The sequence below is a fragment of the Kitasatospora sp. NPDC001132 genome, assembly GCF_053598415.1.
The window spans coordinates 114,878-141,590 of the sequence record NZ_JBSFKF010000022.1 but is presented as its reverse complement, the minus strand read 5'-3'; the positions used below and the strand labels follow the sequence as shown (position 1 = coordinate 141,590).

Here is a 26,713-nt window from a genome sequence, read left to right as displayed (position 1 = left end):
CACACCCTCCCGGTCCGTGGTGTGGTCGTCCGCGAAACGACGGTCACCCGTCGCGTCCGGCACGTACTTCACACAGACAACGATCCTCAAGCTCATGAGCGGTTCTCCTGTCACGGGTGCACGGATGCACTGGATCCAATGGCCTCAGGCATGCCGAGGGTACTGAGTGCCAAGCCGGCCCGGGCGCGACCCGCGCACCGCAAGCGCCACCTGGACCGGCAGACCGGGTCGACTCCCGTCGACTGGCGTCAGAGGCTCCACGAAGAGGATACGGCACTCAGTACCCCTCGTAAAGGAACTCAGTACCCTTCCGGGGCCTCCCGGGGGCGGCCGGCGGCACGGCCCCGGCTAGCCTCGCAGGACGACGGCGGCCTCTCCGGTGTGGACGCGGAACGTCATCGATTCCTGGAGGTAGAGGCCGATCGTCTCGGCGTCGTGGGAGAGGTAGCCCACCGAGGCGTCCTGGCCGAGGAAGAGTTCGAAGTCCCCGCCGCGGGCGGAGAGCAGGTAGGCGCCCTCGATGGCCGGGGCCCAGATGATGTCGCCGTCCAGGAGGCGGGCGATGTGGTTGTGGACCGGGTAGCCGTGGTCGCTGGTCTCGTTGACGGCGGTGAAGGCGGCCGCGCCGAGCAGGAGCGAGTAGGGGCCGCCGACCCCGGCGAGGCGCAGGGCGGTCAGGGCGCGGCTGACGGCCTCCGGGTATTCGCGGACGTCGTCGGGGAGTTGGACCGGCGGGTTGGTGGAGGCGGCACGGATGCCGTCGATGCCGGCGGCTCGGTAGCCCTCGAAGACGGCACGGTCCTCGGCCAGGGCGAGCTTGCGCGCCGCGTCCTTGACCGGCTGCCAGTCGGAGTCCCGGGAGCCGCGTTCGACGTCGTCCACGGCGTCGCGGCGGACGGTGAAGGGGACGCGCAGCTCGACCACCGGCTGGACGGCGCGGGCGCGGGCCTCGATGCCCTCCGTCGGGGGGTCGACGGCGGTCAGGTGGCCGGTGCCGACGGCGGCGAGGGTGGCGCCGTCGGGGCCGCTGAGGTCGACCACCCGGCGGCCGGCGATGTGGAGCTTGAAGGTCTGGCGGGCCTCCTCCTCGATCTCCTCCCACGCGGCGGCGGAGATCGGGGCGAGGTCCCGGTGGAGGTTGTTCATGGGCGCGGTCCTGTTCGGGTGGTCTGCTTGAGGCTGCCGATGCCGAGCGAGCCGTCCCCCGACGAGGGGGCGGGGGCCGGAGCGTCGGGGGCCGGAGCGCCGGCAGGCTCGGCCGGCGGCGCCGGCGGCGGGGAGTCGAGGAAGTCGGCGGTCGGGACGAAGAACAGCCCGCCGGTGACGGCCGTGGAGAAGTCGAGCAGCCGGTCGGTGGTGCCGGGCGGGTTGCCGACGAACATGTTGCGCAGCATCTCCTCGGTCACCCCGGGGTCGGCCGCGTAACCGATGAAGTAGGTGCCGAACTCGCCGCCCCGGTCGAACGACCCGAAGGCCATGTTGAAGCGGACGATCTTCCGTTCCTCGCCGTCCGGGCCGGTGATCACGGTGAGCGCCACGTGCGAGTCGGCGGGCTTGACGTCGTCGGCCAGCTCGATGTCGGTGAGCTTGGTGCGGCCGACCGCGCCCTCCTGCTCCTCGACGCTCAGCGCGTTCCACTTGTCCAGGTCGTGCAGGTACTTCTGGACCATGACGTAGCTGCCGCCGGCGAAGTCGCGGTCCTCCTCGCCGACCAGCGCGGCGCTCACCGCGGCCCCGCCCTCCGGATTCTCGGTGCCGTCCACGAAGCCGAGCAGGTCCCGGTCGTCGAAGTAGCGGAAGCCCTGGACGGAGTCGGCCACGGCGGCCGCCCCGGCGAGCCGGTCGACGAGCTGCCCGGCCAGTTCGAAGCAGAGATCCATCCGGGCGGCCCGCAGGTGCAGCAGCAGGTCGCCGGGGGTGGCCGGGGCGCGGTGGCGGGGGCCGGCCACCTCCTGGAAGGGGTGCAGGCAGGCCGGGCGGGGGCCGGCGAAGAGGCGGTCCCAGAGCTCGGAGCCGATGCCGGTGACGCAGGTGAGGCCGCCCTCGGGCGCCCGGAAGCCGACCGAACGGCGCAGACCGGCGAGGTCGGGCAGCAGCTCGCGGACGGCCTGCTCACCGCCGGGCGGGACGGTGAGGACCAGGAAGACGGCCGCGTCGGTCAGCGGGGAGAGCACGGACTGCGGGGTGGGCGGGGGTGGTGCGAGCGGCATGGACGGACTCCGGTCTCCGGGCCTGATCGTCCGTACGATTACACCCCGGAGCGGACATTTCGGCGCGGTCGGCGGCCCGGGAGGGTGCTTCCCGCGCGGGCGTGCCGCGCTGCCCGAACGGGCGCGCCGAGGGGCGGGTACGCCGAGGGGCGGGCGCGTTTCCTCCTCGTACGCCCGCCCCTCCTTCGGCCTCGATCGCCCCTCGTTCGACCCTCCGGCCCGGGTTCACACCCGCAGCGCCGCCAGCTGCTCGGCGAACGGCACCACCTGCTCGGGCAGGTCCGGCGCCGCCGGGCCGCGCCCGGCCAGCAGGGCCGCCAGCTCGCCGGCCGCCCGGTCGATCCGCCGCGGCAGGCCGTCGGTGAGCCCGTCCCCCGCCGCGCCCCAGTCGTCGGTGGCCGCGTAGACGGAGGTCGGCAGCACCACCGCGCGCAGGTAGCTGAACAGCGGGCGGACGGCGTGCTCCAGGGCGAGCGAGTGCCGGGGCGTGCCACCGGTGGCGGCGATCAGCACCGGCTTGCCGGTGAGCGCGTCGTTGTCGATCACGTCGAAGAAGGACTTGAACAGGCCGCTGTACGAAGCGGTGAAGATCGGCGTCACCGCGATCAGGGCGTCCGACTCCGTCACCGCCTCGATCGCCGCGCGCAGCCCGGCGCCGGGGAAGCCGGTGACGAAGTTGTTGGCGATCTCCACCGCCAGGTCCCGCAGTTCGACCACGGTGACGTCCACCTCGCGCCCCTCCTGGGCGAGTCGGCGCACGGTCGAGTCGGTGAGCCGGTCGGCCAGCAGCCGCGTCGAGGACGGCTTGCTCAGTCCGGCACTCACCACCACCAGCTTGAACGCGGTCACTTGGCCACCTCCGTCTTCTCGTTCTCCTGCGCGTCCCGGGCCGCGACCAGCGCGGCGTGGGTCGGCCCGTCCGGCACCCCGGCCGGGCGGCCCTTGGCGAACTCCTCCCGCAGCACCGGCACGACCTCCTCGCCGAGCAGGTCCAGTTGCTCGAGCACGGTCTTCAGCGGCAGGCCGGCGTGGTCCATCAGGAACAGCTGGCGCTGGTAGTCGCCGAAGGTCTCGCGGAAGGTCAGGGTCTTCTCGATGACCTCCTGGGGGCTGCCCACGGTCAGCGGGGTCTGCTCGGTGAACTCCTCCAGCGAGGGCCCGTGGCCGTACACCGGCGCGTTGTCGAAGTACGGACGGAACTCGCGCACCGCGTCCTGGGAGTTCTTCCGCATGAACACCTGCCCGCCGAGGCCGACGACCGCCTGCTCGGGCGTGCCGTGACCGTAGTGGGCGTAGCGCTCGCGGTAGAGGTTGATCAGCTTCTGGAAGTGCTCCTTGGGCCAGAAGATGTTGTTCGCGAAGAAGCCGTCACCGTAGTAGGCGGCCTGCTCGGCGATCTCGGGGCTGCGGATCGAGCCGTGCCAGACGAACGGCGCGACGCCGTCCAGCGGGCGCGGGGTGGAGGTGAAGCCCTGCAGCGGGCTGCGGAAGCGGCCCTGCCAGTCCACCACGTCCTCGCGCCACAGCTGGTGCAGCAGCGCGTAGTTCTCGATCGCGAGCGGGATGCCCTGGCGGATGTCCTGGCCGAACCACGGGTAGACCGGGCCGGTGTTGCCGCGGCCCATCATGACGTCCACCCTGCCCTCGGCCAGGTGCTGGAGCATCGCGAAGTCCTCGGCGATCTTCACCGGGTCGTTGGTGGTGATCAGCGTGGTCGAGGTGGAGAGGATGATGCGGTCGGTCTGCGCGGCGATGTAGCCGAGCATGGTGGTCGGGGAGGACGGGACGAACGGCGGGTTGTGGTGCTCGCCGGTCGCGAAGACGTCCAGGCCGACCTCCTCGGCCTTGCGGGCGATGGCCACCATCGCCTTGATCCGCTCGTGCTCCGTCGGGGTGCGGCCGGTGGTGGGGTCGGTCGTCACGTCGCCGACGGAGAAGATTCCGAACTGCATGCTGATCACCACATCCCAGGTAGTAAAACTTTCAACCACCTTAGCACCGGGGGGTGCGCGGCTATTCCCGCCGACTCCCGCCGACAATGGAAGACGGGGATCCCTCCGGAAGGGCGGCGGACGATGGGTCCGTACATCGCGGTGAGCGCGCTGAGCCACGAGGGCCTGGTGCGGGAGCACAACGAGGACAGCCTCACGGTCGGGCCGTGGACGCTCTGCGCCACCGTGACCACCAACCCGCAGACCCTGCTCTTCCCGCTCGGCCCGCCCTGTGTGGTCGCCGTCGCCGACGGCCTGGGCGGGCACCCGGGCGGCGAGGTGGCCAGCGCCCTGGTCGCCCGCCGGCTCGCCGCCGATGGGGGCGCGCTGGACGACGAGGAGGCCGTCCGCGAGGAGCTCCAGGCCTGCAACCGGGCCGTCTACGCGGCCGCCGCCGAGGAGCCGGGGCTCGCCGCGATGGGCACCACCGTCGCCGGGCTGGTGCTGCTGCCCGGGCAGGCGCTGGCCTTCAACGTCGGCGACAGCCGGGTCTACCGGATCTCCGGGGAGGGGCTGCACCGGGTGAGCGTGGACGACAGCCCCCCGCTGCCGCCCGGACGGCGCACCACCTCGGCGGTCACCCAGACGCTGGGCGGCTCGCTCGGCCTCACCTACGTCGAACCGCACGTCCGGGCCGCGCCGCTGGCCGCCGGGGACCGGTACCTGGTGTGCAGCGACGGCCTGACCGACCCGGTGCCCGACGAGGAGCTGGCCGCGCTGCTGGCGCGGTCCTCCGAGGGGGCGGACCGCTCGGACGGCAAGGCGGCGTTCGAGCTGTGGAAGGCGGCCATCGAGGCCGGCGGGCCGGACAACATCACTCTGGCGCTGGTGCGGGTCGGTGCGTAGCCACCGGGTCGGGACACGGACCCGCCCCGGGTGGGGCGCCGTAGCGCTCCGCCCGGGGCGGTCACCTGTCCAGTTGCCGTTGCCGGCTCAGAATTCGCTCGTGACGCTCACCCCGCTGAAGCCCTGCTGGGCGTAGAGGCCGAAGTAGACGTAGCCGGCCGGCGGGTCCGTGACGGTCAGCGTCTCGGAGTTGTCCGGGTTGGTCGACCGCGCGGTGTTCGCGTCGGTGTAGGCCCAGCCGGCCGGGTTGTAGTAGAGGTCGCCGTTGCCGGTGCCCCCGCTGGTGGTGATCTTCACCTGCTTGGTGCCGGCGGGCACCAGCAGGTAGAAGTGCGCGTAGTTGCCGGTGGTCGCCGCGACGTTGCTGCGGGTGCAGTTGGCCGCCAGCTGCCGGGTGTCGGCGCCGGTGCACTCCGGCAGCTGCGGCTGGCCCGGGGTGCCGGTGGCGCAGGCGCCGGCGGCACACCTGGTCAGCCAGCTGTCGAAGTCGGCGTCGTAGCGGGTGCCGATGGTGGTCTTCAGGATGGTGCGGGCACCGTCCCAGTCACCGGCGCGGTACTTGGCGAGCACCGCGTCCACGTCGGAGCGGTGCTGCTCCAGCATGTAGCGCACGGCCAGGTAGCCCCAGCGGTAGACCCGGTCCTGGTCGCCGTAGGCGGTGTCGAAGAGGTCGCTCAGCTTGTACGTGTGCCGGCCGGCCGCCGCGATGGCGCCGTCATTGGTGACCTTGCGGTAGGAGTAGGAGACGTACTCGGCGAAGCCCTCCACCCACCAGATGGTCGGGGTGGTCATGCCGGCGTTGAAGTCGCCGTACATGTCGAACCGGCCGTCGAGGTAGTGGGTGTACTCGTGGTTGAGGTTCCAGATCTCGAAGGACGGGCGGGCCCACTCGGCCTCGTAGCACAGGAAGCGCGGCTGGTTGCCGGCCTTGGCCGGGTCACCCTCGAGGTACATGCCGCCGTTGTTGGTGTCGATGCCGTAGATCGCGGCGGCGAGCACCTGGTAGTCGAGCGAGGAGTGGAAGACCACGACCTCGATCGTGCCGTTGTTGTCGTCCTTGACCGGGCCGCTGTCCTTGGCCACCGCGTGGAAGAACGCGTCCTGGCCGGTCAGGCTGGTGCAGGCGGTGGCCAGCTGGGTCGCGTCCAGCGCCTGGGCGATCAGCTTGATGCTCGGGCTGCAGGTGGACGTCACGGTGAGCACGCCGGCCTTGAGCTGGTCGGCCTTGTTGCAGGTGCCGTAGTACGAGCAGTTGCCGCTGTCGTAGTAGTCGACGGCCTCGGCGACCGCGGCCCACTGGTAGACGGTGCGGCCCCTGGGCTCCGACGCGGCGACCAGCCCCTTGGCGAGCGGGCGGACCTTGGCCTGGAGGGCCGTGTCCTTCAGGAAGCGGGTCAGCTCCTTGGTCGCGTTGTAGACCAGCACGCCATAGGTGTCGCCGAGCAGGGCGTTGTTGCGGGTCGCGAAGTCGGAGAGCGTGTCGAGCACGCTCGGGTCCGCCTCCACGGCCGCGTCGAAGCCGGGCACCTGGTGGCCGCGGAAGAGCACGGTGAACACCGGGTTGACGGCCCACGCCATGCCGGCCGGGTTCCAGGTGTCGGCCTTGTAGTCGCCCAGCAGCCGCTTGACGACCGGCAGGTAGCGGATGTTCTCCTGCGCGCTGTCGATCAGGGTGACGGCCTCGCCCAGGATGGGCGCGTTGCCCGCCACGACGTCGCGCGAGTGCGCGCTGTTGAAGAAGGCGTCCAGCCCGGACTGGATCGCGGTCTTGAGACCGGCGCCGTACTCGCCGACGTCCTGCTTGTGGTACCACTGCACGAAGTAGCCGGCGCGCAGGTAGAGCACCAGCTGCTCGACGGAAGTGCTGTTGTCGCCGGGGTAGGCGGCCGCCGCGTCGCGCAGCGCGTAGGCCACCGTGCTCATCTGCTCCTCGCGGAACGCGCCGCGCGCGTCGCCGCCGGTGAGCTGGAAGAGGCTGTTGATGCACTGGATGTCGGCGGCCTTGATGTGCTGGACCAGGTCACTGCCGGTCCGGCCGGTGAAGTCGCCGATGGTACAGGCCTGTTGGGCCGCCGCACCGAGGCTGAGGGCCTTGGCGGCCGGCCGGACCTCGGCCGGGCGGGTGTCGACCGGGAGCGGGGCGCGCTGGTCGACCGAGGCCAACTGCTGCCCGCTGTCGGCTCGTTCGGCGGATCCGGTGGCGGGCTGCGGGGCCGGCCCGGCGGGGACGGGCGCGGGCTTTCCGCTCGGGACGGGGGCGGCGGGGGCGGCCTGGGACTGCGGGGCGAACAGGCCGATCGCCATGAACAGGGACAGCAGGAGCGTCATCAGTCGTGCCGGCTGCGGGATTCGCAGCAGCCGTGAAGGACTCACGTGGGGGCCTCCGGGCCGTCGTCGACCGCGAGTTGGGGCGCGGTCGATGGGGTGGTCGAGGACCGTTGGCGACGGTGCCGCGTGGGGGCGGCTCCGTCGGGCGCGGTGGGGGATGTGACATGTACCATGGCACATCTCACATGGCCTTGGGAACCCGGGGCGTTGTGCACGGTTTGCGGGAAATTCAGGAAGGACCGGTGATGACGGTCCGTCAAACGGGCCGCCCCGGCCGGGCGCCGTAGCGCTCCACCCGGGGCGGTCACCTGTCCAGTTGCCGGTTCGGCTCAGAGTTCGCTCGTGACGCTCACCCCGCTGAAGCCCTGCTGGGCGTAGAGGCTGAAGAAGACGTAGCCGGCCTGCGGGTTGTCGACGGTCAGCGTCTCGGAGTTGTCCGGGCCGGCCGAGCGGGTGACGTAGGAGTTGGTGTACGCCCAGCTGCCCGGGTTGTAGTAGAGGTCGCCGTTGCCGGTGCCGCCCTTGCTGGTGATCTTCACCTGCTTGGTGCCGGCGGGGACCAGCAGGTAGAAGTGCGCGTAGTTGCCGGTGGTCGCCGCGACGTTGGTGCGCACGCAGTTGGCGTCCAGCTTCCGCACGTCACCGTCCGCGCACTCCGGCAGCTGCGGCTGGCCCGGGGTGCCGGTGGCGCAGGCGCCGGCGGCGCACTTGGTGAGCCAGCTGTCGAAGTCGGCGTCGTAGCGGGTGCCGATGGTGGTCTTCAGGATGGTGCGGGCACCGTCCCAATCCCCCGCCCGGTACTTGGCGAGCACCGCGTCCATGTCGGAGCGGTGCTGCTCCAGCATGTAGCGCACGGCCAGGTAGCCCCAGCGGTAGACCCGGTCCTGGTCGCTCTTGGCGTAGACGGTGTCGAACAGCTCGCTCAGCTTGTACGTGTGCCGCGGGGCCACCGCGATGGCGCCGTCGTTGACGACCTTGCGGTAGGAGTAGGAGACGAACTCCGCGAAGCCCTCCACCCACCAGTCGATCGGCTGGACCTGGCCGGCGTCGTAGTCGCCGTACACGTTGAACCGGCCGTCGAGGTAGTGGGTGTACTCGTGGTTGAGGTTCCAGATCTCGAAGGACGGGCGGGCCCACTCTGCCTCGTAGCACAGGAAGCGCGGCTGGTTGCCGACCGTCGCCGGGTCGCCCTCCAGGTACATCCCGCCGTTGTTGGTGTTGATGTCGTAGATGACCGCGGCGAGCACCTGGTAGTCGAGCGAGGAGTGGAAGACCACGACCTCGATCGTGCCGTTGTTGTCGTCCTTGACCGGGCCGCTGTCCTTGGCCACCGCGTGGAAGAACGCGTCCTGGCCGTTCAGGCTGGCGCAGGCGGCGGCCAGCTGGGTCGCGTCCAGTGCCTGGGCCAGGATGTTGATGCTCGGGCTGCAGGTGTGCTTCACCGTCAGGTTGGCGGCCTTGAACTTCGCCGGGTCCTCACAGGTGCCGTAGTACGAGCAGTTGGCCTTGTCCCACCAGTTCACGGCGAGCGCCACCGAGCCGCGCTGGTACATGGTGGGGCCGCTCGGGGCGGACTGCTGGGCCAGGGTCCGCGCGTACGGGCGCAGCCTGGGCAGCAGCTCCGGGTACTGCATGAAGCGGGTGAGCTCGTTGGTCGCCTCGTAGACCGTCCGGCCGTAGGCGCCGCCGTGCAGGCCCTGGTTGCGGGAGATGAAGGTGTACAGGGCGTCCAGCACGGTCGGGTCGGCCTTGACGGCCGGGAGGAAGTCGGCCTGCCAGTGCCCGGCGAAGAGCTGGGTGAGCACCGGGGTCACCGCGTTGACCATGCCGGTCGGGTTCCAGGTGGCGCTGTCGTAGTCGGTCAGCAGGCGCTTGGCGACCGGCAGGTAGCGGGCGCTGTCCTTGATGGCGTCGATCAGCGTGACCGCCCGGGCCAGCGGGCCGGCGTTGTCCGCCGTGATGTCCCGCGTACGGGGGCTGGCGAAGAAGGCGTCCAGCGCGGCGCGGGAGGCGTCCTTCAGGCCGTTGCCGTAGGGGCCCACCACGTCGGGGTTGTAGAAGTGCACGTAGTAGCCGGCCTGCAGGTAGAGCATCAGCTGCGAGATCGACGCGCTGTTGTCGCCCTGGTAGCTGTTCGCGGCGTCGCGCACCGCGTTCGCCACGGTGGTCATCTGCGACTCACGGAAGGCGTTGGCGGCGTCGCCGCGGCCGATCTTGAACAGCGAGTTGACGCACTGGAGGTCGACGGACTTGATCTGCTGGACCAGCGCGCTGCCGGTCCTGCCGGTGAAGTCGCCGACGTTGCAGGGAGTTTCGGCCGCCGCACCGAGGCCGAGGGCCTTGGCCTGCGGCTGCTCGGCCGTGGGCAGGCCATTGAGCGGAGCCGTCGGCGACTGGGGTACCAGGTCCTCCGGGCTGAGGCGCTTGCGGCCGTCCGGCTTGGCCGGGTCGGTGTCGGTACGGCTGTCGCCGATCGCGGGCGGCGGCGCCAGGTGGGCGGGCGCCGTGCCGGCGGGCACGCCGGTGGGGGTCGCCCCGCCGGGAGCGGGGCTGGTGGGCGCGGCCTGGGACTGCGGGGCGAACAGGCCGATCGCCAGGAACAGGGACAGGACGAACGTCAACAGTCTTGCGAACTGCGGGACTCGCAGTAAGCGTTGGCCATTCACGTGGGGGCCTCCGGGCCGTCGACGGCCGCGATGGGGCGCGGCCTGCGGTGGAGCGAGGACCGTCCTCGACGGCACCGCGTGGGGCGGTTCCGTCAAGGAAGTGGGGATGTGACATGTACCATTGCACACATCACACAACATTGTGAAGGCCTTTACCCGCGGTCTACTCATCCGAAATGACGGAAAGGGCATGGCGACGGTTCGTCGCCATGCCCTTTCCGCAAGGAGAACGATCGGCTACTTGCGCAGCAGCAGGATCACGCCCGCCGTCACCAGGCCGACCACGACGGCGGCCGCGCCGTACACCAGGCGGTGCGCCCGCAGCACCGGAAGGAAGCGGTCCACCGCGTAGCGGCCGGGGCCGGTCAGGGCGAGCGCGGCCGCGGTGGCCGTCAGCAGCAGCTCGTACTCGCTGCCCTTCGGGGCGAAGAAGCCGCCGCCCCAGGTGACGGCCAGTGCGTTGACCATCGTGCCGACGATCGCGGCACCGGCCAGCGGGGTCAACAGGCCGACGGCGAGGGCGAGTCCGCCCAGCGTCTCGGTGAGGCCGGCCACCACGGCCATGGCGTGGCCGGCCGGGTAGCCGCTCATGGTGAAGAACTGACCGGTGCCGTCGAGGCCACCGCCGCCGAACCAGCCGAACAGCTTCTGGCTGCCGTGCGCGGCCATGGTCAGGCCGAGGGCGAGGCGCAGGAGCAGGAGTCCGGCGTCATAGGCGTGCGGGGAGGTCGTCGCGGGCCCTGCGGTGTCCCGGGCCGGGCTGACGGCAGTGGTGGCGGCGGTCGTGCTCGGGCTGCTGCTCGGCATGCGCGTCTCCATCGGTGTCGATCGGGGTGCGGTCGTCGTCCGGCAGGCCGGACGCGGCTACGGAGTGTGGTGGTGCGGCAGGCGGGGTCGTCACCCGGCGCCATTGTTCAAATTTGAACCGCCGCTCGTTCGACCGTACCCCGAAGTTCGAATTTGAACAACTGACGTTCCGTCGACGACTCGCGGCGCCCGTCCGGGCCAGGGAGGGTGGAGGCATGGCCCAGCACAGGCAGCACCGACGGGGAGCCCGGACCGGCACCCCCTACCCCGAGGCGCTGGACGCCTTCGGCGAACGCGTCCGGCTGACCGCCCCCGACCAGTGGGACGCCCCCACCCCCTGCAGCGACTGGTCCGTCCGCGACCTGGTCAACCACCTCACCTGCGAGCAGCTCTGGGTGCCCGAGCTGCTGATGGGCGCCACCATCGGCGAGGTCGGCGGACGCTTCGACGGCGACGTGCTCGGCGACGACCCGCTCACCTCCTGGACCGAGGCCGCCGAGGCCGCCAAGGAGGCCTGGGCCGTCCCGGGCGCCACCGGGCTGACCGTCCACCTCTCCTTCGGCGACACCTCGGGGCAGTACTACCTGGACCAGCTCACCACCGACCTGGTGATCCACTCCTGGGACCTCGCCGAGGGCATCGGGCGGCTCACCCGGCTCCCGGACGAGCTCGTCGAGTTCGCGCTCGGCGAGTTCGCCGGATACGGGGACCTCTCCGGCAGCGGGCTCTTCGACCCGCCGCTGCCGGTGCCCGAGGACGCCGGCCCGCAGACCCGGCTGCTCGCCCTCACCGGGCGGCGGGACGGAGGGTGACCGGGGTGCCGGCGGGTGAGCGGGCACCTCTCCGGATGGGGACGGGGACGGAGGGTGACCGGGGACGCCTCCGGGCGGGCGGCCCGGCGCCGGATACTGGAAGGCGGCGGGGGAAGTCTTCCGTGCGAGAGGCGGGCGAGCCATGAGCCGCAGGCCTGACATCCTCGGCGAGTTCACCGCCGACCACCGGGCGGTCATCGAGCTGCTCGACCGGATCGAGGCCGCACCGGCCGGCGACCCCGGGCGCGGCGAGCTGCTGGCCCGGCTGACCGACCTGCTGTTCACCCACTGCGCCGCCGAGGAGGAACACCTCTTCCCGGCGGTGCAGCACGACGTGCCCGACGGTGGGGAACTGGTCTTCCGCAGCATCCACGACCACCTGGCGATCGGGCAGTACCTCGCCGACCTCCAGGGCCTCGAACCGGACGACCCGGCCTTCGACACCCTGCTGCGCGGCCTCGCCGAAACCCTGCGGCGCCACCTGCGCGGCGAGGAGAAGCGGCTCTTCCCCGCCGCCCGCAAGGCCCTGCCCGCCGCCGCCCGCACCGCGCTGGGCGACCGACTGCGGGCGGAGCGGGCCGAGCTGGACGCGCCCTGAGCGCTCCGGACCGGCCGGTTCTCCGAACCGGTCGGTTCGCCGGCCCGGTCGGTCCTCAAGGCCGATCAGTCCTTGGGGCCGATCACCGCGAACCGCGCGCCCTCGCGGTCCCGCAGCCGGGCCACCCGCCCGTACGGGGAGTCGAAGGCCGGCCCGATCACCCCTCCGCCCAGCTCCACGGCCCGGGCCAGCGCCCGGTCGGTGTCCGGGACGGCGAAGGACACCTCCCAGTGCGGCGGCATCCCGGCCGGGCCGCCCGCCTGCTCCTTGGCCAGCGCGGCGACGCTGTGGCCCTCGGCCCGCAGCACCACCCGGTCGTGCTCCCAGCGGACGTCGAAGCGCTCCGGGTCGCGACCGTCCCAGCGGAACACCTCGCCGTAGAACAGTGCCGCCGCGAACGGGTCCGGGGTGCGCAGCTCGATCCAGACCGGCGCGCCGAACAGGTCCAGCTTCCGGGCCCGGCCCAGCGGACCCTCCCAGATACCGAACACCGCACCCGCCGGGTCCGCCGCGAAGGCCACCCGTCCGGCGTCGAAGGCCAGCGGCCCGACCGCCAGCGTCGCGCCGCGTTCACGCACCGCGTCGGCGGCGGCGTCGGCGCTCTCCGTCCCGAAGTAGCTGGTCCACGCGAGCGGGATCGCCCCGGCGCCGCCGACTCCCAGCCCGGCCACCGCCTCCCCGCCGACCACCGCGTGCACGTACGGCCCGAAGCGGTCCGGCCCGGGCTCGAACTCCCAGCCCAGCAACGGCCCGTAGAACTCCTCGGCGTCCTCCAGGCTCCGGGCCGTCAGGCTCACCCAGCACGGCACGGCCACCACACAGCGCACCCTGGCGACCTTCTCACCGCTGCCCATCGCGAACCTCCTCCGCCCACCCGACCGCCGGGCCCCTCCCGGCTCCGACGGCCCACCGGCCGCCCGGGACGCCCACAGCCTAGGCCGCCACCGGCACCGCCCCGGGGAAGCCATGCCCGGGATCAGCGCACCCGGTTCTTCAGGGCTTCGGTCTCCAGGGAGATGCCCACGGGGTCGGAGAGGCGGACGGTCCTGCCGAACGGGAGGGTCTGGACGGTCCCGCCGCCGTCGGGCTCGCTGTGGACGATGACCCCGGCGGAGTCCCGGTCGATCAGGAGGCAGATCGAAATCCCGGCCTCGGCGCAGGGTGGCGCGGTTCAAACGTGATGCAGGTCACAGTACCGGAGGAAATTCCGGGGACGAATTCCCCGTTTCGGAGTACGTTGGCAGAAGCGGGGAGAAGTTCCCCGGTACCTTGATCAGGAGCAGTCGTCGTGACCACCACCGCCGAGTCGGCCCGTCCCGCGGGGAGCGCGCGCACGCCCAAGTTGCGTGCGGACGCGAGCCGGAACCGGGAGCGGATCGTGCTGGCGGCCCGGGACGCGTTCGTCGAGCACGGTGCCGATGCGGCACTGGACGAGATCGCGAAGCGGGCGGGGGTCGGCAACGCCACGCTGTACCGGAACTTCCCGGACCGGGTGGCGCTGATCCACGAGGTGGCGGTGCTCGTCAAGAACCGCGTCCTGGCCCTCGCCGAGACGGCGATGGCGGAGGCGGACGCCCCTGACGGCGACGGCCCGTTCGACGCCCTCCAGCGGTTCGCGCACGCGTCCGTCGAGGAGAAGGTCGGCGGCCTCTGCGCCCTGTTCAGCAACCACGTCGACCCGTACGACCCGGAGCTGGCCGACATCCGCAAGCGCCTGCAGGCCGCCGTGGGCGGGCTGATGGAGCGCGCCCGGGTGGCGGGCGAGCTGCGGCCGGACGTCGAGAACGGTGACCTGTTCATCGCGCTGAGCCAGCTGACCCGCCCGCTGCCGAACACCTCCTGCCGCCTCTACGACGAGTTCGTCCACCGGCACCTGCAGATCTTCCTGGACGGCCTGCGCGCGCCGGCCGCCTCGGTCCTGCCCGGCCGGGCCGCGACTTTCGAGGACTTCCAGCCCGAGAACTGACCGACCACCAGTACCGACCACCAGTGCCGACCGCCGGCACCGACCGCCCGGCCGCGCCCTGACGCGCGCCCCGGCGCCCTCTCCCACCGCACCCCTTCCCGTACGGCAACGTGCCGTTCCCGTACGGCGCCCGCACCGTGAAGTGAGTACCCCATGCCTCAAACCGACGCCCGACCGGCGACGCTGCCCGATCCCCGGCGCTGGAAGACGCTGATATTCATCGGCCTCGCCCAGCTGATGGTCGTCCTCGACGCGACCATCGTGAACATCGCCCTGCCGTCCGCGCAGCACGACCTGGGCATCTCCGACGGCAACCGCCAGTGGGTGATCACCGCCTACGCGCTGGCCTTCGGCGGCCTGCTGCTGTTCGGCGGCCGGATCGCGGACCTCTGGGGCCGCAAGCGGACCTTCATCGTCGGCCTGACCGGCTTCGCCCTGGCCTCCGCGCTCGGCGGCGCCGCGGCCAACACGGCGATGCTGCTCGGCGCCCGCGCGCTCCAGGGCGTGTTCGGCGCGCTGCTCGCGCCGGCCGCGCTGTCGCTGCTCGCGGTGACCTTCACCGAGGCCAGGGAGCGTGCCAAGGCCTTCGGCATCTACGGCGCGATCGCCGGTGGCGGCGGCGCCATCGGTCTGATCCTCGGCGGCCTGCTCACCGAGTACATGAACTGGCGCTGGACCTTCTTCGTCAACATCCCGTTCGCCATCGTGGCCGCCGCGGGCGCCGTGCTGGTGATCCGCGAGCCCGCCGAGGGCCGTAACCGCAACAAGCTGGACGTCCCCGGCGTGCTGCTGGTGACCGCGGGCCTGGTCTCGCTGGTCTACGCCTTCACCCGCGCCGAGTCCGACGGCTGGTCGGCCGGCAGCACCGTGGGCCTGTTCGTCGCGGCCGCCGTGCTGCTGACCGCCTTCGTGCTGGTGGAGCGCCGGGTCAAGGCCCCGCTGCTGCCGCTGCGCGTGGTCCTCGACCGCAACCGCGGCGGGGTGTACCTGTCGCTGGGCATGGCCGTGATCGGCATGTTCGGCCTGTTCCTCTTCCTGACCTACTACCTGCAGATCGTGCTCGGTTACAGCCCGGTGCTGACCGGCGTGGCCTTCCTGCCGATGGTGGCGGGCATGATCACCGGCTCGACCCAGATCGGCGCCCGGCTGATGACCAGGGTCCCGGCCCGCTACCTGATGGCGCCCGGCTTCCTGGTCGCCTCGGTCGGCATGTTCCTGCTGGCCCACATCGGCCTGGACACCTCCTACCCGGCGGTGATCCTGCCCGGCCTGGTCCTGATGGGCCTCGGCATGGGCACCGCGTTCATGCCGGCGATGAGCCTGGCCACGCACGGCGTCCAGCCGCGCGACGCGGGTGTGGCCTCGGCCATGGTCAACACCTCGCAGCAGGTCGGCGGTGCCATCGGCACCGCGCTGCTGAACACCATCGCGGCCAGCGCGACCACCACCTGGCTGGCCTCGCACGCCTCCGGCGCGGTCGCCTCGCCGGAGGCCGCCAAGGTGCTGCAGTTCCAGGGCATGGTGCACGGCTTCTCCACCGCGATCTGGGTGTCCTTCGGGATCCTGGTGGCGGCCGCCGCCGTCGCCTTCACCTTCGTCAACGCCGGCCGGCCGGGTGCCGCGGCGGGCTCGGGCGCGGGCGCGGGCTCGGCGAAGGAGAACGAGGTACCGGTGCTGGTGCACTGACGCCGGGAGCCCGTCCCTGACGACGGGCTCCGGGGTCGACTCGGGTGCGTACGCGGCCCGCCGGGTGTCTTCCACGACACCGGGCGGGCCGCTCGCCGTTTCCGGAGGACGTTTCCGGAGGACGTTCCCGAGGGGAGAAAGCTCGCCGTTGCCGGGGCGGGAAGAGGAAGCGGAGGGAGGAAGGGGGCACCCCGGGTAGAAGTGGGGATCCCTCCCCGATTATGGTGACCCCCAGTGCGAATCGGGGACCTTTCCCCGTTTCCTTCGGACCGAGGTGCGTACACATGACCCGGAATCAGAGCCCTGGGCGGGGGCAGCGGGCCGCCGACTGGGCGGACGGCCGGCTGGGGATCTACTCCCTGGCCAGGGCGAACCTGCGGAAGATCTTCCCGGACCACTGGTCCTTCATGCTGGGCGAGATCTGCCTCTACACCTTCCTGATCATCATCCTGACCGGCGTCTGGCTGACGCTGTTCTTCAAGCCCAGCATGGGCGAGGTGGTCTACGCCGGCTCCTACGTGCCACTCAAGGGCGTCCCGATGTCGGAGGCCTACGCCTCCACGGTGGACATCAGCTTCGAGGTGCGCGGCGGCCTGCTGATCCGGCAGATCCACCACTGGGCCGCGATCGTCTTCGTCGCCGCCATGTTCGTCCACATGATGCGGGTGTTCTTCACCGGCGCGTTCCGCAAGCCGCGCGAGGTCAACTGGGTCTTCGGCTTCCTGCTGCTCTTCCTCGGCATGCTGGACGGCTTCTTCGGCTACTCGCTGCCCGACGACCTGCTCTCCGGCACCGGCATCCGGTTCATCGAGGGCTCGATCCTCGCCGTCCCACTGGTCGGCACGTACGTCCAGATGTTCCTGTTCGGCGGGGAGTTCCCCGGCCACGACATCGTGCCGCGGTTCTTCACCATCCACGTGCTGCTGATCCCGGGCATCATGCTCGGCCTGCTGGTGGCACACCTGATCCTGGTCTTCTATCACAAGCACACCCAGTGGGCGGGCCCCGGCAGGACCGAGAAGAACGTCGTCGGCATGCCGCTGATGCCGGTCTACACGGCCAAGGCCGGCGGGTTCTTCTTCCTGGTCTTCGGCATCGTCGCGCTGGTGTCGGCGATCGCGACCGTCAACCCGATCTGGGCGTACGGCCCGTACCGTCCGGACCAGGTCTCCACCGACGCCCAACCGGACTGGTACATGGGGTTCGCCGAGGGACTGATCCGGATCATGCCCGGCTGGGAGATCGGGCTGTGGGGGCACACCCTCAATCTCGGGGTGCTCATCCCGTTCGCGCTGTTCCCCCTCGTCCTGGGCGCCATCGCGGTGTACCCCTTCGTGGAGAGCCGGCTGACCGACGACGACCGGGAACACCACCTGCTCGACCGGCCGCGCAACGCACCCGTCCGCACCGCCCTCGGCGCCGCCTGGATCAGCGTCTACCTGGTGGCGCTGATGGCCGGCGGCAACGACCTCATCGCCACCCACCTGCACCTGTCGCTCAACACCATCACGTACGCCGCCCGCGTCGGCTTCTTCGTCGTCCCCGTCGTGGTCTTCGTCGTCACCAAGCGCTGGTGCCTCGGCCTCCAGCGGCGGGACCGCGACAAGGTGCTCCACGGGCGCGAGACCGGCGTCATCAAGCGCCTGCCGCACGGCGAGTTCACCGAGGCGCACGCCCCGCTCCCGCAGCGGGAACTGCACCGGCTCACGGCGCACGAACAGCCCCGCCCCCTCGTCCTGCCCGCCGCGGTGGACGAGAATGGAGTGGCCCGCCCGGCGGGGGTGCTCACCCGCACCCGGACCCGGCTCTCCCGCGGCTTCTACGGCGAGGGCGGCCGGATCCCCAAGCCCACCGCCGAGGAGTACCGCGAGATCAGCGAGGGCCACGGACACTGACCCGCGCCCCCGACGGCACAGGGAGGACAGGTGCACCACCGAACCGACCGGCTCGCCGACAGCAGGTACCTCCTGCTCACCACCTTCGGCGAGGACGGAAGCCGGATGGACTCGCAGCTCTGGGTGGTGCCGGACGGCACGGCCCTCGGGGTCTGGACGCCGGCCCACTCCGGCGAGGCCGAACGGATCCGCCGCCACCCCCGGGTGCTGATCGGCCCCTGCGACGCCCACGGGCGTCCCACCGGCCGCCGGGTCCCGGCCCGGGCACGGCTCTGCGACGCCGACGACACCGCGCGCTACCGCACCTCGCTGATCAACAAGTACGGCCTGTCGGCGCTGATCGCGCTGGCCCGCAGCCGGCTCCGGGTGGGATTGGCCGGGACGGTCGGCATCCGGATCACGCTGAACGAACTGGAACAGCGACTGGTCGGTCCGGAGTGGCAGCCGCCGGCCACCTACTGCGTCAACTGACGGACTGGCGAACGCTGTTGAGTGCCGGGGCCCCGGGAAGGCGGCCCCGGCACTCGGCGCTTCCGGGGCCGTTGCGCCCGGGGCCACCGCTTCCGGGGCCGTTCACGGCGGCGGGCGTTCGCGACAGCGGACGGGAGGCCGCGGGAGAGGTCAGGACAGCGGGTGGGTCGGGACCGGGCTGACCTCCTGGATCTCGCTGTGGGCCTTGGTGAGCAGTTGCGAGGCGAGTTCGTTGAGCGCGCGGGCCCCCGCGATCTCCTCCCCGACTCTCAGCTGTTCCGGATCGGAGGGGTGGCGGCTGCTGTAGCCGTGGGCGCGCAGTTCGCTCCCGTCGCTGAGCCGCAGCATCGCGGCCGCGCTGGTCCGCGGCCCCTCTTCGCGGAACTCCATCTCGATGTGCCAACCGACCAGAGTCTTCATGGCGGATCACCTCCATCGGTTACTCCTCCAGGGTGCGCCGCACCCATCGTGAACACCAGGCCAGCCGGTCGGGCGACACCTCAGGGGCTAGTTGAACGCGTTCAAGTCCGCCGCGTAGAGTCGGTGGCGAAAGCTATTTGAACGCGTTCAAGGGGGTGTGCCCACGATGGGGAAGGGCACCACGGAACTGGTCGACCTGCTGATCCTGCTCGGCATGGGCGCCGTCGTCCCGCTCGGCCTCGCCCTGGTCGACGAGCCCGGCCTCGCCCGGGTCCGCCGGCTGTGGCCGCTCGCCGCGGTACCCGGCGCGCTCTCGCTCTGGCTGCCCCGCGGCGGCCTCGCCACTGGCTTCGCCGCGCTCTACGCGCTCGGCACCCTGGCCGTCGCCCTGCACGCGCCGCTGCGGCTGGCCCGCACCCGGTCGCTCGCGCCCGCCGAGGTCGCGGTGCTCACCGCGCTCGCCGCGCCCTCGGTCGCCGGGACCGCCCTGCTCGCCGAACGCTCCGGCTACCCGTTGTTCGGCTTCGAACCGCACATCCTGGCGCTCACCGTCCCGCACTTCCACTACGCCGGGTTCACCGCCGCCCTGGTCGCCGGACTGGTCTACAGCGCCGCCCGTCCGGGATCGGCCGCGGCCCGCTGCGCGGCGCTCAGCGTCCCGGCGGGCACCCTGCTGGTGCTGGCCGGGTACTTCCTCGGCGACTGGTGGCAGTTCGCCGGGGCCGCCGTCCTGACCACCGGCATGTGGCTGGTCGGCCTGGTCACCTGGCGCGAGCTCCGGCCCCACGGCGGCGATCCGGTCACCGCCCGGCTGCTCGCCGCCTCCTCGGCCGTCCTCGCGCTCACCATGCTGCTCGCCCTGTGGTGGGCACTCGGCCGGGCCGCCGGACTCCCCCACCCCACCCTGACCTGGATGGCCGCCACCCACGGCGTCGGCAACGCACTCGGCTTCGCGCTCTGCGCCCTGCTCGCCTGGCGCCGGATCGCCGCCCGACGGACCACCGCCGGACCATTGACCGCCTCGACGGAGACCGCCCGATGAACGACTACAGCTACCCCGAACAGGGCGCCAGCCGTACCGGCGAACTGCCCGCCGGCTACAACCACCTGCGGCACAGCGCGCTCGTCGGCCACGGCCGGCCCGCCCTGGAAGCCGCCGGCGCCGCCCTGCTCGACTGGCGGATGCACCGGCTCGCGGGCGTCCTGATCGACGCGGCGGCCGACCGGGCCGCCCCCGGCGTCGCCGTACGCTGCGGCCTCGGCCTCGGCCCGCTGCGGGCCAGTGCCCCCAACCGCGTCCTGGCCACCGTCGACGGCCCGGACCGGTACGGCTTCACCTACGGCACCAGGGCCGGACACCTGGCCCGGGGCGAGGAGACCTTCCTGGTCGAACTGGCCCCGGACGGCGCGGTCAGGTTCTCCGTCACCGCCTTCAGCCGACCCGTCGCCTGGTACGCGCGCCTCGCAGGCCCGCTGCTGCCGCTCACCCAGCGCGCCTTCGCCCGACACTGCGGCCGCGTCCTGACCCGGATCGCGGCACAGGCCACCGGTTGAGCGACGGTGGCGGCTGGTCGGACGGAACCGCTGCAGCGGGCGGCCGCCGGGCGCCCGGGGGCGGTGGGTGAGCGGATGGGTGGAGTGGGGCGGGGCGTAAAAGTGCTGGTCGGGGTGGGGTTCCGTTCGGGATGATCGGCGGATGATGTCGATGCGACCGGTGCTGACGTTCTTCTCCCCCGAGGGCTTCACGCTGTGGCCGACGGGCGCGCCCGGGCGGCACGGGGACCTCACGTTGAGCGGGCGGATGACGTCGGCGGAGGTGGGTGCGGCGGTGTGGCTGCTGGCCGACCGCAACGACGTCGCGCCCGATCCCGAGCAGGCCGGGGAGCGCGTCGCCCTGCCCGCGGATCCGCTGGGCGCCTTCCTGCACGGGCTGCTGACCGAGCCGCACCCGTACGCTCCCGGTGGCCTGGTGGTGACGGACTCCGCGACCGGCGCCGTGTTCGAGCCGGGCTGCTGCAACGGGCTGGAGGACTGGCGCGAGTGGCTGGACGTCACGGACGGCCCCGGCACCGCGTGGTTCGGCCACGACCCCGACGCCCGGGCCGAGTGTGTCGGCCGGGTCGTCCGGCTGATCCAGGACGCCGAGGGCGGCGGGGGCCCGGTGATCGAGCTGCCGGTGGACGAGCTGCGCCGGCTGCTCGCCGGGGCCGAGCGGGACCTGCGCGCGTTCCTCGCGCTCGCGGCGGACTGGGCCGAGCGGCAGGTGCCCGGGTACGCCGCCGCCGTCACCGGCGCGCTCGCCCGCGCCCTGGACCTGGACCTCGACCTCGACCTCGACCTGGAGCCACCGTCATGACCAGCTTCCACACCCGCCGGGCCCTGGTGCACGACGCCTCGCTCCCGCCGTACCGGCGGCACAGCGCGCTGCGCACCTGCCTGATCCTCTTCGCCCCGTACGGCCTGCGGGCGACGTACCACCACCTCACCGTCAGCGCCCGGATGCCGCGATTCCTGGAGGCCGACCCGGAGTCGCTGGTCCGCGCCGTGGACGAGCTGCACGAGGCACGCGAGCTGTGGCGGGCCCGGGCCGAGGAGTACGCGGAGCGGCGCCGGGCGGAGAAGCGGGCCGGGCGGCGGCAGCCGGCGGACACGCCCTGGTGGAACCGGCCCTGGCGGAACTCGCCGGACGCGGCCTGGCAGCACGACCCGTTCCTGCATCCGCCGTTGCGGCTGCCCGACTACGTCCGGCGGCAGAACGCGCTGCTGGACGGCGTCGTGCTGCCGGGCTGCCCGGCCTGTGGCGAGGAGGGCCCGGCGGTGTCCGTGTCGACCGGCCACGGCCACGCCGGGCTGTGCCGTTGCTGCGCCTGGTTGCTGACGCCCTGCGGCTGCGGGCGGTGGCACAGCTTCGAGCCGGCGCTGCGGGTCGGCTGGAGCCGGACCTGGCAGCGGGAGCACATGACCGGCACCGGCGAGCCGAACCCGCACTGGCCCGGTGTCCGGGGGACGGCCCGGGTGGAGCGGCTGGAGTCGTACACGGTCGACTGGGAGGCAGGCGTGGTGCGCCGGGATGGCGACCGGTAGCGCACCGCCGTCCTGGGCCGGGACCTCGAAGTGGTCGATGCCCCCGGGCTGGAGCGCCGCGCCGCCGGTGGGGCGGACGGTGCCGTCCCCGGCCCCGTAGCCGCCCGCCGGGACGGCCGGCGCCGGGACGGCCGGCGCCGGGACGGCCGCCTCCTGGACGGCCCGGATTCGCCTCCCGGAATACCCCGCGGACCGGGACCGTTGTGGCGGGCACATGGCCTGAACGGGCCTGGATCGCCACCCTCCGGAAGGGAAGGAATCGCGAGATGAGCAGCACGGTCGAGCTGACCAAGGAGAACTTCGACGACATCGTCCCGGGCGCGGAGGGCAAGGACTTCGTCTTCATCGACTTCTGGGCCGGGTGGTGCGGGCCGTGCCGCCAGTTCGCCCCGGTGTACGAGAAGGCGGCCGAGCGCCACCCGGACCTCGTCTTCGCCAAGGTGGACACCGAGGCGCAGCAGGAGCTGGCCGCCGCGTTCGAGATCCAGTCGATCCCGACGCTGGCGATCATCCGCGAGGGCGTGCTCGTCTTCTCGCAGCCCGGAGCGCTGCCGGAGGCGGTGTTCGAGGACCTGATCGGTCAGGCCCGCAACCTGGACATGGCCGAGGTGAAGCGCAAGGTCGCCCAGGAGCAGGCGGCCGGCGGCCAGGCCTGATCCGGACGTCCGAGGGCCCGGGGAGCGTCGTCTCCCCGGGCCCTCGCCGTGTCCTCACCCTGCATTCGCCGTGCCCGGCCGCGGCTTCCGGGCCGGCGGCGGCTTCCGCGCCGGCCGCGGCGGCTCAGGTCGGCTCGGCGCCCCAGGCGGTGAGCCGGGCCGCGAGCGCCCGCACCTCGGCGCGCAGCGCGGCCGGCTCCCGGACGGTGAACGGCCACCCCAGGCCGGCCAGCAGCACCGCGACGCCGTCCAGGTTCTGGGCCCGGGCCCGCAGCAGCACCCGGTCCCCGGCGAGTTCGGTGAGCGTGCCGACGGCGGGCGGCAGCCGGCGGCGGGCCTCGGCGAGGGTGGTCTCCAGCTCCACCTCCACCCGGTGCCGCCAGGGCGCCCCGGCCAGTGACTCCACGACCCGCTGGACCGGGTCGAAGTCCTCCGGCGGCTCGAACCCGGCCTCGCCCTGCTCGACCCGGGTGATCCGGTCCAGCCGGAAGGTGCGCGGCTCGCCGCTGCGGTGGTCGAGCCCGGTGGTGTACCAGCGCCCGGAGTGGAAGACCAGTCCGTACGGGTCGAACTCGCGCTCGCTGGGGCGGTCCTCGCGGTCCCGGTAGGCGAGCCGCACCCGGCGTCGGCGGCGGGCCGCCTCGGCCAGGGTGAAGAGCGCGGCGGCGGCCGGGCCGGGGCCGGTCGCGGGGACGGCGGTGAGGCCGAGGGTCTCCTCGACGGCGGCGACGCGTTCGCGCAGCGGCGGCGGCAGCACCCGCTGGATCTTGGCGAGGGCGGTCTCGGCGGCCCCCTCCCCCACCGACAGTCCCGAGCTGCGGCCGGCCAGCAGGCCGAGGACGACGGAGGCGGCCTCGTCCGGGTCGAGCATCAGCGGCGGCAGCCGGTAGCCGGGGCGCAGCCGGTAGCCGCCGTAGCGGCCGCGGTCGGCCTGGACGGGGATGCCCAGTTCGGCCAGCCGGGCGGCGTAGCGGCGGACGGTCCGCTCGTCCACGTCGAGCCGGGCGGCCAGTTCGGCCCCGGTCAGACCGGGGCGGTCCTGGAGCAGTTCCAGCAGGGCGAGGACGCGGCTGACCGGGTGCTCCACCGTGTGCTCCTTCCTGTTCCACGCCGTCTTCGGGCCGCCTCCGGGCCGCGTCCGGGCCACCTTCGGGCCGTCCGGGCTCGGCACCCGGCCCGACCCGGAGGAAATCCGGGCGACTTCTGTCCTGATCCGATCCTAGAGTCGGCGGTGGAGGAGGCCCACCGCGGCGACGCCCTCCCGCGCCCCGCCGCGCCCAGCGGGCCCTCCCGCGGCCCGTCGACGCCTCCCCCGGACGTCCCACCGACGAAGGAGTGATCCACCATGAGCACGTTCGTACTGGTCCCCGGATTCTGGATCGGCGCCTGGGCCTGGGACGAGGTGGCCGCGCCGCTGCGTGCGGCCGGGCACCGCGTGTACGCCGTCAGCCTGCCCGGAGTGGGCGAACGCGCCACCGAGGAAGGCGAGTTCGGACTGGAGGACCACATCGCCGACCTTGCCGCGCTGGTGGTCCGGGAGGACCTGTCGGACGTCGTGCTGGTCGCGCACAGCGGCGCCGCCGCCCCGGTGGGCGGGGTCGCGGACCGGATGCCTGAGCGGATCCGCCGGGTGGTCTACCTGGACAGCGGCCCGCTGGCCGACGGCACTTCGGTGTACGACCTCTGGCAGCCCGACTACCAGCGGACGGCCGAGGCCTCGGTGGTCGACGGCCGACTCCCGATGCCCTCCTGGGAGTACCTGTCCGAGCAGGGCACGAGCGTGGTCGGACTGGACGAGGCCGCCCTGGCACGCATCCGCGCCCGCTCCACCCCGCACCCGGCCGGGGCCTTCCGGGGCCGGTTGCGGCTGACCGGCGCCGGGGCCGCGCTGCCGCAGGCGCTGGTCTCCTGCTCCTTCCCGCTCGCCCAGGTGCACGAGCTGATCGCCGCCGGGCACCCGTTCTTCGCCGGGATGTCCGGGCCGAACTGGGAGCTGCGCGAACTGCCCACCGGGCACTGGCCGATGTTCTCCCGCCCGGCCGACACGGCGGCGGTGCTGGCGGAGCTCGCCGCGCTCTGAGCCCGCCTGCCCCGCGCCGGCCCGTACCGGTCCGTCGTGGTCCGTAGTGGTCCGTAGTGGTCCGTGCCGGCCCGTGGTGATCCGTGGCGGCCCGTCCCCGCCGGTTCGTCCGCCCCGGGGCTCCGGACTGTCCCGTCCGCGCCCAACGGCGTGCCCCACGGCGCCCTCGGCGTGTCCGTCCGTCGCGCAACCGCGCGCGGACGGGCAGGATGGGGCCCACGCCGTACCCGAGCGAAGAGCGAGCACCCGTGCGCGAGCAGCCCAGCCGTACCGAACCGCCGGACGCCGTGCCGGAGTTCCGGCCGGGTGGCGGCCCGGGGCCGGCCGCTCCGCTCACCCCGACGGCGCGCGACGGGCACGACGAGTGGCCGCGGCGCGCGGCCCGGGTCAGGCTCGGGTACGGAACCGTAGGCGGCCGCGGCACGCTCCCCGGTGCGGTCGCCCCGACCGGCGACCGGCACGGCGGCCGGCGCGCCCGGTCGCTCGACACCTGTGAGCACACGGCCGTCACCCCCGCGCGACGGGCCGGGGTGGCCATCGAGACGACGGAGGACAGGGCATGACCAGCACCGCCGAGGAGTACGACGTCATCGTCCTGGGGGCCGGCCCCACCGGCGAGAACGTGGCCGACCGGACCGTCGCCGCCGGGCTGCGCACCGTGATCGTGGAGGCCGAGCTGGTCGGCGGCGAGTGCTCGTACTGGGCGTGCATGCCCAGCAAGGCGCTGCTGCGGCCGGTGGCCGCGCTGGCCGACGCCCGCGCGGTGGCCGGCTCCCGGGAGGCGGTCGGCGACCGGCGGCTGGATCCGGCCGCGGTGCTGGCCCGGCGCAACTCCTTCGCCTCCGACTGGAAGGACGACGGCCAGGTGAGCTGGCTGCGGGACACCGGCATCGAGCTGGTCCGCGGCCACGGCCGACTGGCCGGGCCGCGGACGGTGACGGTGGAGGCCGAGGACGGCGGCGAGCGGGTGCTCACCGCCCGGCACGCCGTCGTGGTGTGCACCGGCAGCCGCCCGGTGCTGCCCGCGCACGTGCCGGGGCTCGCCGAGGCCCACCCGTGGACCAACCGGGAGGCCACCGGCTCGCAGACCGTCCCCGGGCGTCTGGCCGTGGTCGGCGGCGGGGTGGTCGGGGTGGAGATGGCCGCCGCCTGGCGGGCGCTCGGCTCCGAGGTGGTGCTGCTGGTGCGCGGTGACGCGCTGCTGCCGCGGATGGAGCCGTTCGCGGGCGAGCTGGTCGCGGACGGCCTGCGGGCCGCCGGGGTGGACGTGCGTTTCGGCACCGAGGTCACCGCGCTGGAGCGGGCGGACGGCTCCGGGCCGGTGACCCTCACCCTCGGCGGGGGCGGGACGCTGACCGCCGACGAGGTGCTGTACGCGACCGGTCGGGCCCCGCGCACCGCCGACATCGGGCTGGAGCAGGTCGGTCTGAAGCCGGGCGACTGGCTGGAGGTGGACGACAGCTGCACGGTGCTCGGGGTGGACGGCGAGTGGCTCTACGCCGCCGGGGACGTCAACCACCGGGCGCTGCTCACCCACCAGGGCAAGTACCAGGCCCGGATCACCGGCGCGGCGATCGGCGCCCGTGCCCAGGGGCGCCCGCTGGACACCTCGCGCTGGGGCGCGCACGCGGCGTCCGCGGACCTCGCGGGCGCTCCCCAGGTGGTGTTCACCCAGCCCGAGGTCGCCGCCGTCGGCCTGACCGCGGCCGCCGCCGAGGCGGCGGGGCTGCGGGTGAAGACCGTCGACCACGAGATCGGCTCCGTCGCCGGGGCCTCGCTCTACGGCGACGGCTACCGCGGCCGGGCCCGGGTGGTCTTCGACCTGGACCGCGAGGTGATCGTCGGCGCCTGCCTGGTCGGCGCCGGGGTGGCAGAGCTGCTGCACTCGGCGACCGTCGCGGTGGTCGGTGAGGTGCCGATCCACCGGCTCTGGCACGCGGTGCCCTCGTACCCGACGATCAGCGAGGTCTGGCTGCGGCTGCTGGAGGACTGCCGGGGGTAGCGGCGCGCGGCCCCCGAACGAGCGCCCCGAACGAGCCCCTGGACGAACGCCCGAGGGAGCCCGCGCGGGAGCCTCCCGGACGAGCCCCGGACGAGCCCTGGACGAGCCTCTCGGACGGCCGGTGTTTCCCGTCGGCCTCCCGGGTGACCGGCGCGGCGAGGTGTGGGCACCGGTGGACGGCGGGACACTGGCACT

At 73.0% G+C, this 26,713-nt stretch carries 25 protein-coding genes and 1 pseudogene; 15 read left to right on the top strand and 11 right to left on the bottom strand.

Features of this window, described 5'->3' with window-relative positions:
- The 5 genes and pseudogenes from ACWDBE_RS26370 to ACWDBE_RS26350 form a co-directional block, all read right to left on the bottom strand.
- A pseudogene (locus ACWDBE_RS26370) lies at positions 1-96 on the bottom strand (electron transfer flavoprotein subunit beta); the annotation flags it as partial.
- 252 nt (positions 97-348) lie between these two features.
- Complete coding sequence (locus ACWDBE_RS26365; protein WP_449789860.1) at positions 349-1,146, bottom strand: family 1 encapsulin nanocompartment shell protein; 798 nt, start codon at positions 1,144-1,146, stop codon at positions 349-351.
- A complete protein-coding gene (locus tag ACWDBE_RS26360) occupies positions 1,143-2,210 on the bottom strand; it encodes a Dyp-type peroxidase (RefSeq protein ID WP_449809286.1) in 1,068 nt (355 codons plus the stop codon). The genes ACWDBE_RS26365 and ACWDBE_RS26360 overlap by 4 nt, the downstream gene beginning before the upstream one ends.
- A gap of 225 nt (positions 2,211-2,435) precedes the next feature.
- On the bottom strand, positions 2,436-3,059 hold the full coding sequence (locus ACWDBE_RS26355) for an FMN reductase (RefSeq protein WP_392920120.1): 624 nt from the start codon (positions 3,057-3,059) through the stop codon (positions 2,436-2,438).
- Positions 3,056-4,162: an LLM class flavin-dependent oxidoreductase gene (locus ACWDBE_RS26350; protein ID WP_449789862.1), complete on the bottom strand. Its 1,107-nt coding sequence runs from the start codon at positions 4,160-4,162 to the stop codon at positions 3,056-3,058. Before ACWDBE_RS26350 ends, ACWDBE_RS26355 begins: the two co-directional genes overlap by 4 nt.
- A 123-nt stretch (positions 4,163-4,285) precedes the next feature.
- Between ACWDBE_RS26350 and ACWDBE_RS26345 the strand changes: the two genes are divergently transcribed.
- On the top strand, positions 4,286-5,047 hold the full coding sequence (locus tag ACWDBE_RS26345) for a PP2C family protein-serine/threonine phosphatase (protein ID WP_449789863.1): 762 nt from the start codon (positions 4,286-4,288) through the stop codon (positions 5,045-5,047).
- A gap of 87 nt (positions 5,048-5,134) precedes the next feature.
- Here the strand turns inward: ACWDBE_RS26345 and ACWDBE_RS26340 are convergent, their stop codons facing one another.
- From ACWDBE_RS26340 to ACWDBE_RS26330, 3 genes are all read right to left on the bottom strand, one after another.
- Positions 5,135-7,375 carry a M9 family metallopeptidase gene (locus ACWDBE_RS26340; protein ID WP_449809285.1) on the bottom strand — a complete coding sequence of 747 codons (2,241 nt, stop codon included), beginning with the start codon at positions 7,373-7,375 and terminating at the stop codon, positions 5,135-5,137.
- Between the two features lie 329 nt (positions 7,376-7,704).
- The gene (locus ACWDBE_RS26335) at positions 7,705-9,996 is read right to left on the bottom strand and encodes a M9 family metallopeptidase (protein WP_449809284.1); all 2,292 of its coding nucleotides are present in this window, start codon (positions 9,994-9,996) and stop codon (positions 7,705-7,707) included.
- Positions 9,997-10,278: 282 nt separating this feature from the next.
- On the bottom strand, positions 10,279-10,848 hold the full coding sequence (locus ACWDBE_RS26330; RefSeq protein ID WP_449789866.1) for a DoxX family protein: 570 nt from the start codon (positions 10,846-10,848) through the stop codon (positions 10,279-10,281).
- Between the two features lie 215 nt (positions 10,849-11,063).
- Here ACWDBE_RS26330 and ACWDBE_RS26325 point away from each other — a divergent pair, with 215 nt between their 5' ends.
- Positions 11,064-11,660: a TIGR03086 family metal-binding protein gene (locus ACWDBE_RS26325; protein WP_449809283.1), complete on the top strand. Its 597-nt coding sequence runs from the start codon at positions 11,064-11,066 to the stop codon at positions 11,658-11,660.
- Between the two features lie 142 nt (positions 11,661-11,802).
- Positions 11,803-12,258, top strand: coding sequence for a hemerythrin domain-containing protein (locus ACWDBE_RS26320; RefSeq protein ID WP_449789868.1), 456 nt, complete (start codon positions 11,803-11,805; stop codon positions 12,256-12,258).
- A gap of 65 nt (positions 12,259-12,323) precedes the next feature.
- Here the strand turns inward: ACWDBE_RS26320 and ACWDBE_RS26315 are convergent, their stop codons facing one another.
- Positions 12,324-13,112 (bottom strand): VOC family protein, encoded by a 789-nt coding sequence (locus ACWDBE_RS26315; protein WP_449789869.1) that lies wholly within the window; start codon positions 13,110-13,112, stop codon positions 12,324-12,326.
- A gap of 434 nt (positions 13,113-13,546) precedes the next feature.
- Between ACWDBE_RS26315 and ACWDBE_RS26310 the strand changes: the two genes are divergently transcribed.
- The 4 genes from ACWDBE_RS26310 (at position 13,547) to ACWDBE_RS26295 (ending at position 18,276) form a co-directional block, all read left to right on the top strand.
- Positions 13,547-14,224 carry a TetR/AcrR family transcriptional regulator gene (locus ACWDBE_RS26310; protein ID WP_449789870.1) on the top strand — a complete coding sequence of 226 codons (678 nt, stop codon included), beginning with the start codon at positions 13,547-13,549 and terminating at the stop codon, positions 14,222-14,224.
- A gap of 153 nt (positions 14,225-14,377) precedes the next feature.
- Entirely contained in the window at positions 14,378-15,910 is a 1,533-nt protein-coding gene (locus ACWDBE_RS26305) for an MFS transporter (protein WP_449789871.1), read from the top strand.
- A 221-nt stretch (positions 15,911-16,131) separates the two neighbouring features.
- On the top strand, positions 16,132-17,805 hold the full coding sequence (gene qcrB, locus ACWDBE_RS26300; protein ID WP_449809282.1) for a cytochrome bc1 complex cytochrome b subunit: 1,674 nt from the start codon (positions 16,132-16,134) through the stop codon (positions 17,803-17,805).
- A gap of 30 nt (positions 17,806-17,835) precedes the next feature.
- On the top strand, positions 17,836-18,276 hold the full coding sequence (locus tag ACWDBE_RS26295; RefSeq protein ID WP_402413604.1) for a PPOX class F420-dependent oxidoreductase: 441 nt from the start codon (positions 17,836-17,838) through the stop codon (positions 18,274-18,276).
- Between the two features lie 150 nt (positions 18,277-18,426).
- Here ACWDBE_RS26295 and ACWDBE_RS26290 read toward each other — a convergent pair whose 3' ends face one another.
- Positions 18,427-18,696: a DUF1876 domain-containing protein gene (locus ACWDBE_RS26290; RefSeq protein WP_449789873.1), complete on the bottom strand. Its 270-nt coding sequence runs from the start codon at positions 18,694-18,696 to the stop codon at positions 18,427-18,429.
- Between the two features lie 166 nt (positions 18,697-18,862).
- On the opposite strand from ACWDBE_RS26290, the gene ACWDBE_RS26285 reads away from it, so the two are divergent.
- The 5 genes from ACWDBE_RS26285 (at position 18,863) to ACWDBE_RS26265 (ending at position 22,436) form a co-directional block, all read left to right on the top strand.
- On the top strand, positions 18,863-19,738 hold the full coding sequence (locus tag ACWDBE_RS26285) for a YndJ family protein (protein ID WP_449809288.1): 876 nt from the start codon (positions 18,863-18,865) through the stop codon (positions 19,736-19,738).
- On the top strand, positions 19,735-20,250 hold the full coding sequence (locus tag ACWDBE_RS26280) for a DUF1990 family protein (RefSeq protein WP_449789874.1): 516 nt from the start codon (positions 19,735-19,737) through the stop codon (positions 20,248-20,250). Before ACWDBE_RS26285 ends, ACWDBE_RS26280 begins: the two co-directional genes overlap by 4 nt.
- A 142-nt stretch (positions 20,251-20,392) precedes the next feature.
- On the top strand, positions 20,393-21,052 hold the full coding sequence (locus ACWDBE_RS26275; RefSeq protein ID WP_449789875.1) for a hypothetical protein: 660 nt from the start codon (positions 20,393-20,395) through the stop codon (positions 21,050-21,052).
- Positions 21,049-21,780, top strand: coding sequence for a hypothetical protein (locus ACWDBE_RS26270; protein ID WP_449789876.1), 732 nt, complete (start codon positions 21,049-21,051; stop codon positions 21,778-21,780). The genes ACWDBE_RS26275 and ACWDBE_RS26270 overlap by 4 nt, the downstream gene beginning before the upstream one ends.
- A 266-nt stretch (positions 21,781-22,046) precedes the next feature.
- Entirely contained in the window at positions 22,047-22,436 is a 390-nt protein-coding gene (locus tag ACWDBE_RS26265; protein ID WP_449789877.1) for a thioredoxin family protein, read from the top strand.
- A gap of 124 nt (positions 22,437-22,560) precedes the next feature.
- Here the strand turns inward: ACWDBE_RS26265 and ACWDBE_RS26260 are convergent, their stop codons facing one another.
- Positions 22,561-23,523, bottom strand: coding sequence for a helix-turn-helix transcriptional regulator (locus ACWDBE_RS26260; protein WP_449789878.1), 963 nt, complete (start codon positions 23,521-23,523; stop codon positions 22,561-22,563).
- Between the two features lie 258 nt (positions 23,524-23,781).
- On the opposite strand from ACWDBE_RS26260, the gene ACWDBE_RS26255 reads away from it, so the two are divergent.
- The 3 genes from ACWDBE_RS26255 (at position 23,782) to ACWDBE_RS26245 (ending at position 26,518) form a co-directional block, all read left to right on the top strand.
- Positions 23,782-24,516: an alpha/beta fold hydrolase gene (locus ACWDBE_RS26255; RefSeq protein WP_449809281.1), complete on the top strand. Its 735-nt coding sequence runs from the start codon at positions 23,782-23,784 to the stop codon at positions 24,514-24,516.
- Positions 24,517-24,764: 248 nt separating this feature from the next.
- Entirely contained in the window at positions 24,765-25,079 is a 315-nt protein-coding gene (locus ACWDBE_RS26250) for a hypothetical protein (RefSeq protein ID WP_449789880.1), read from the top strand.
- Positions 25,076-26,518 carry a dihydrolipoyl dehydrogenase family protein gene (locus tag ACWDBE_RS26245; protein WP_449789881.1) on the top strand — a complete coding sequence of 481 codons (1,443 nt, stop codon included), beginning with the start codon at positions 25,076-25,078 and terminating at the stop codon, positions 26,516-26,518. Before ACWDBE_RS26250 ends, ACWDBE_RS26245 begins: the two co-directional genes overlap by 4 nt.
- Positions 26,519-26,713: the final 195 nt, after the last annotated feature.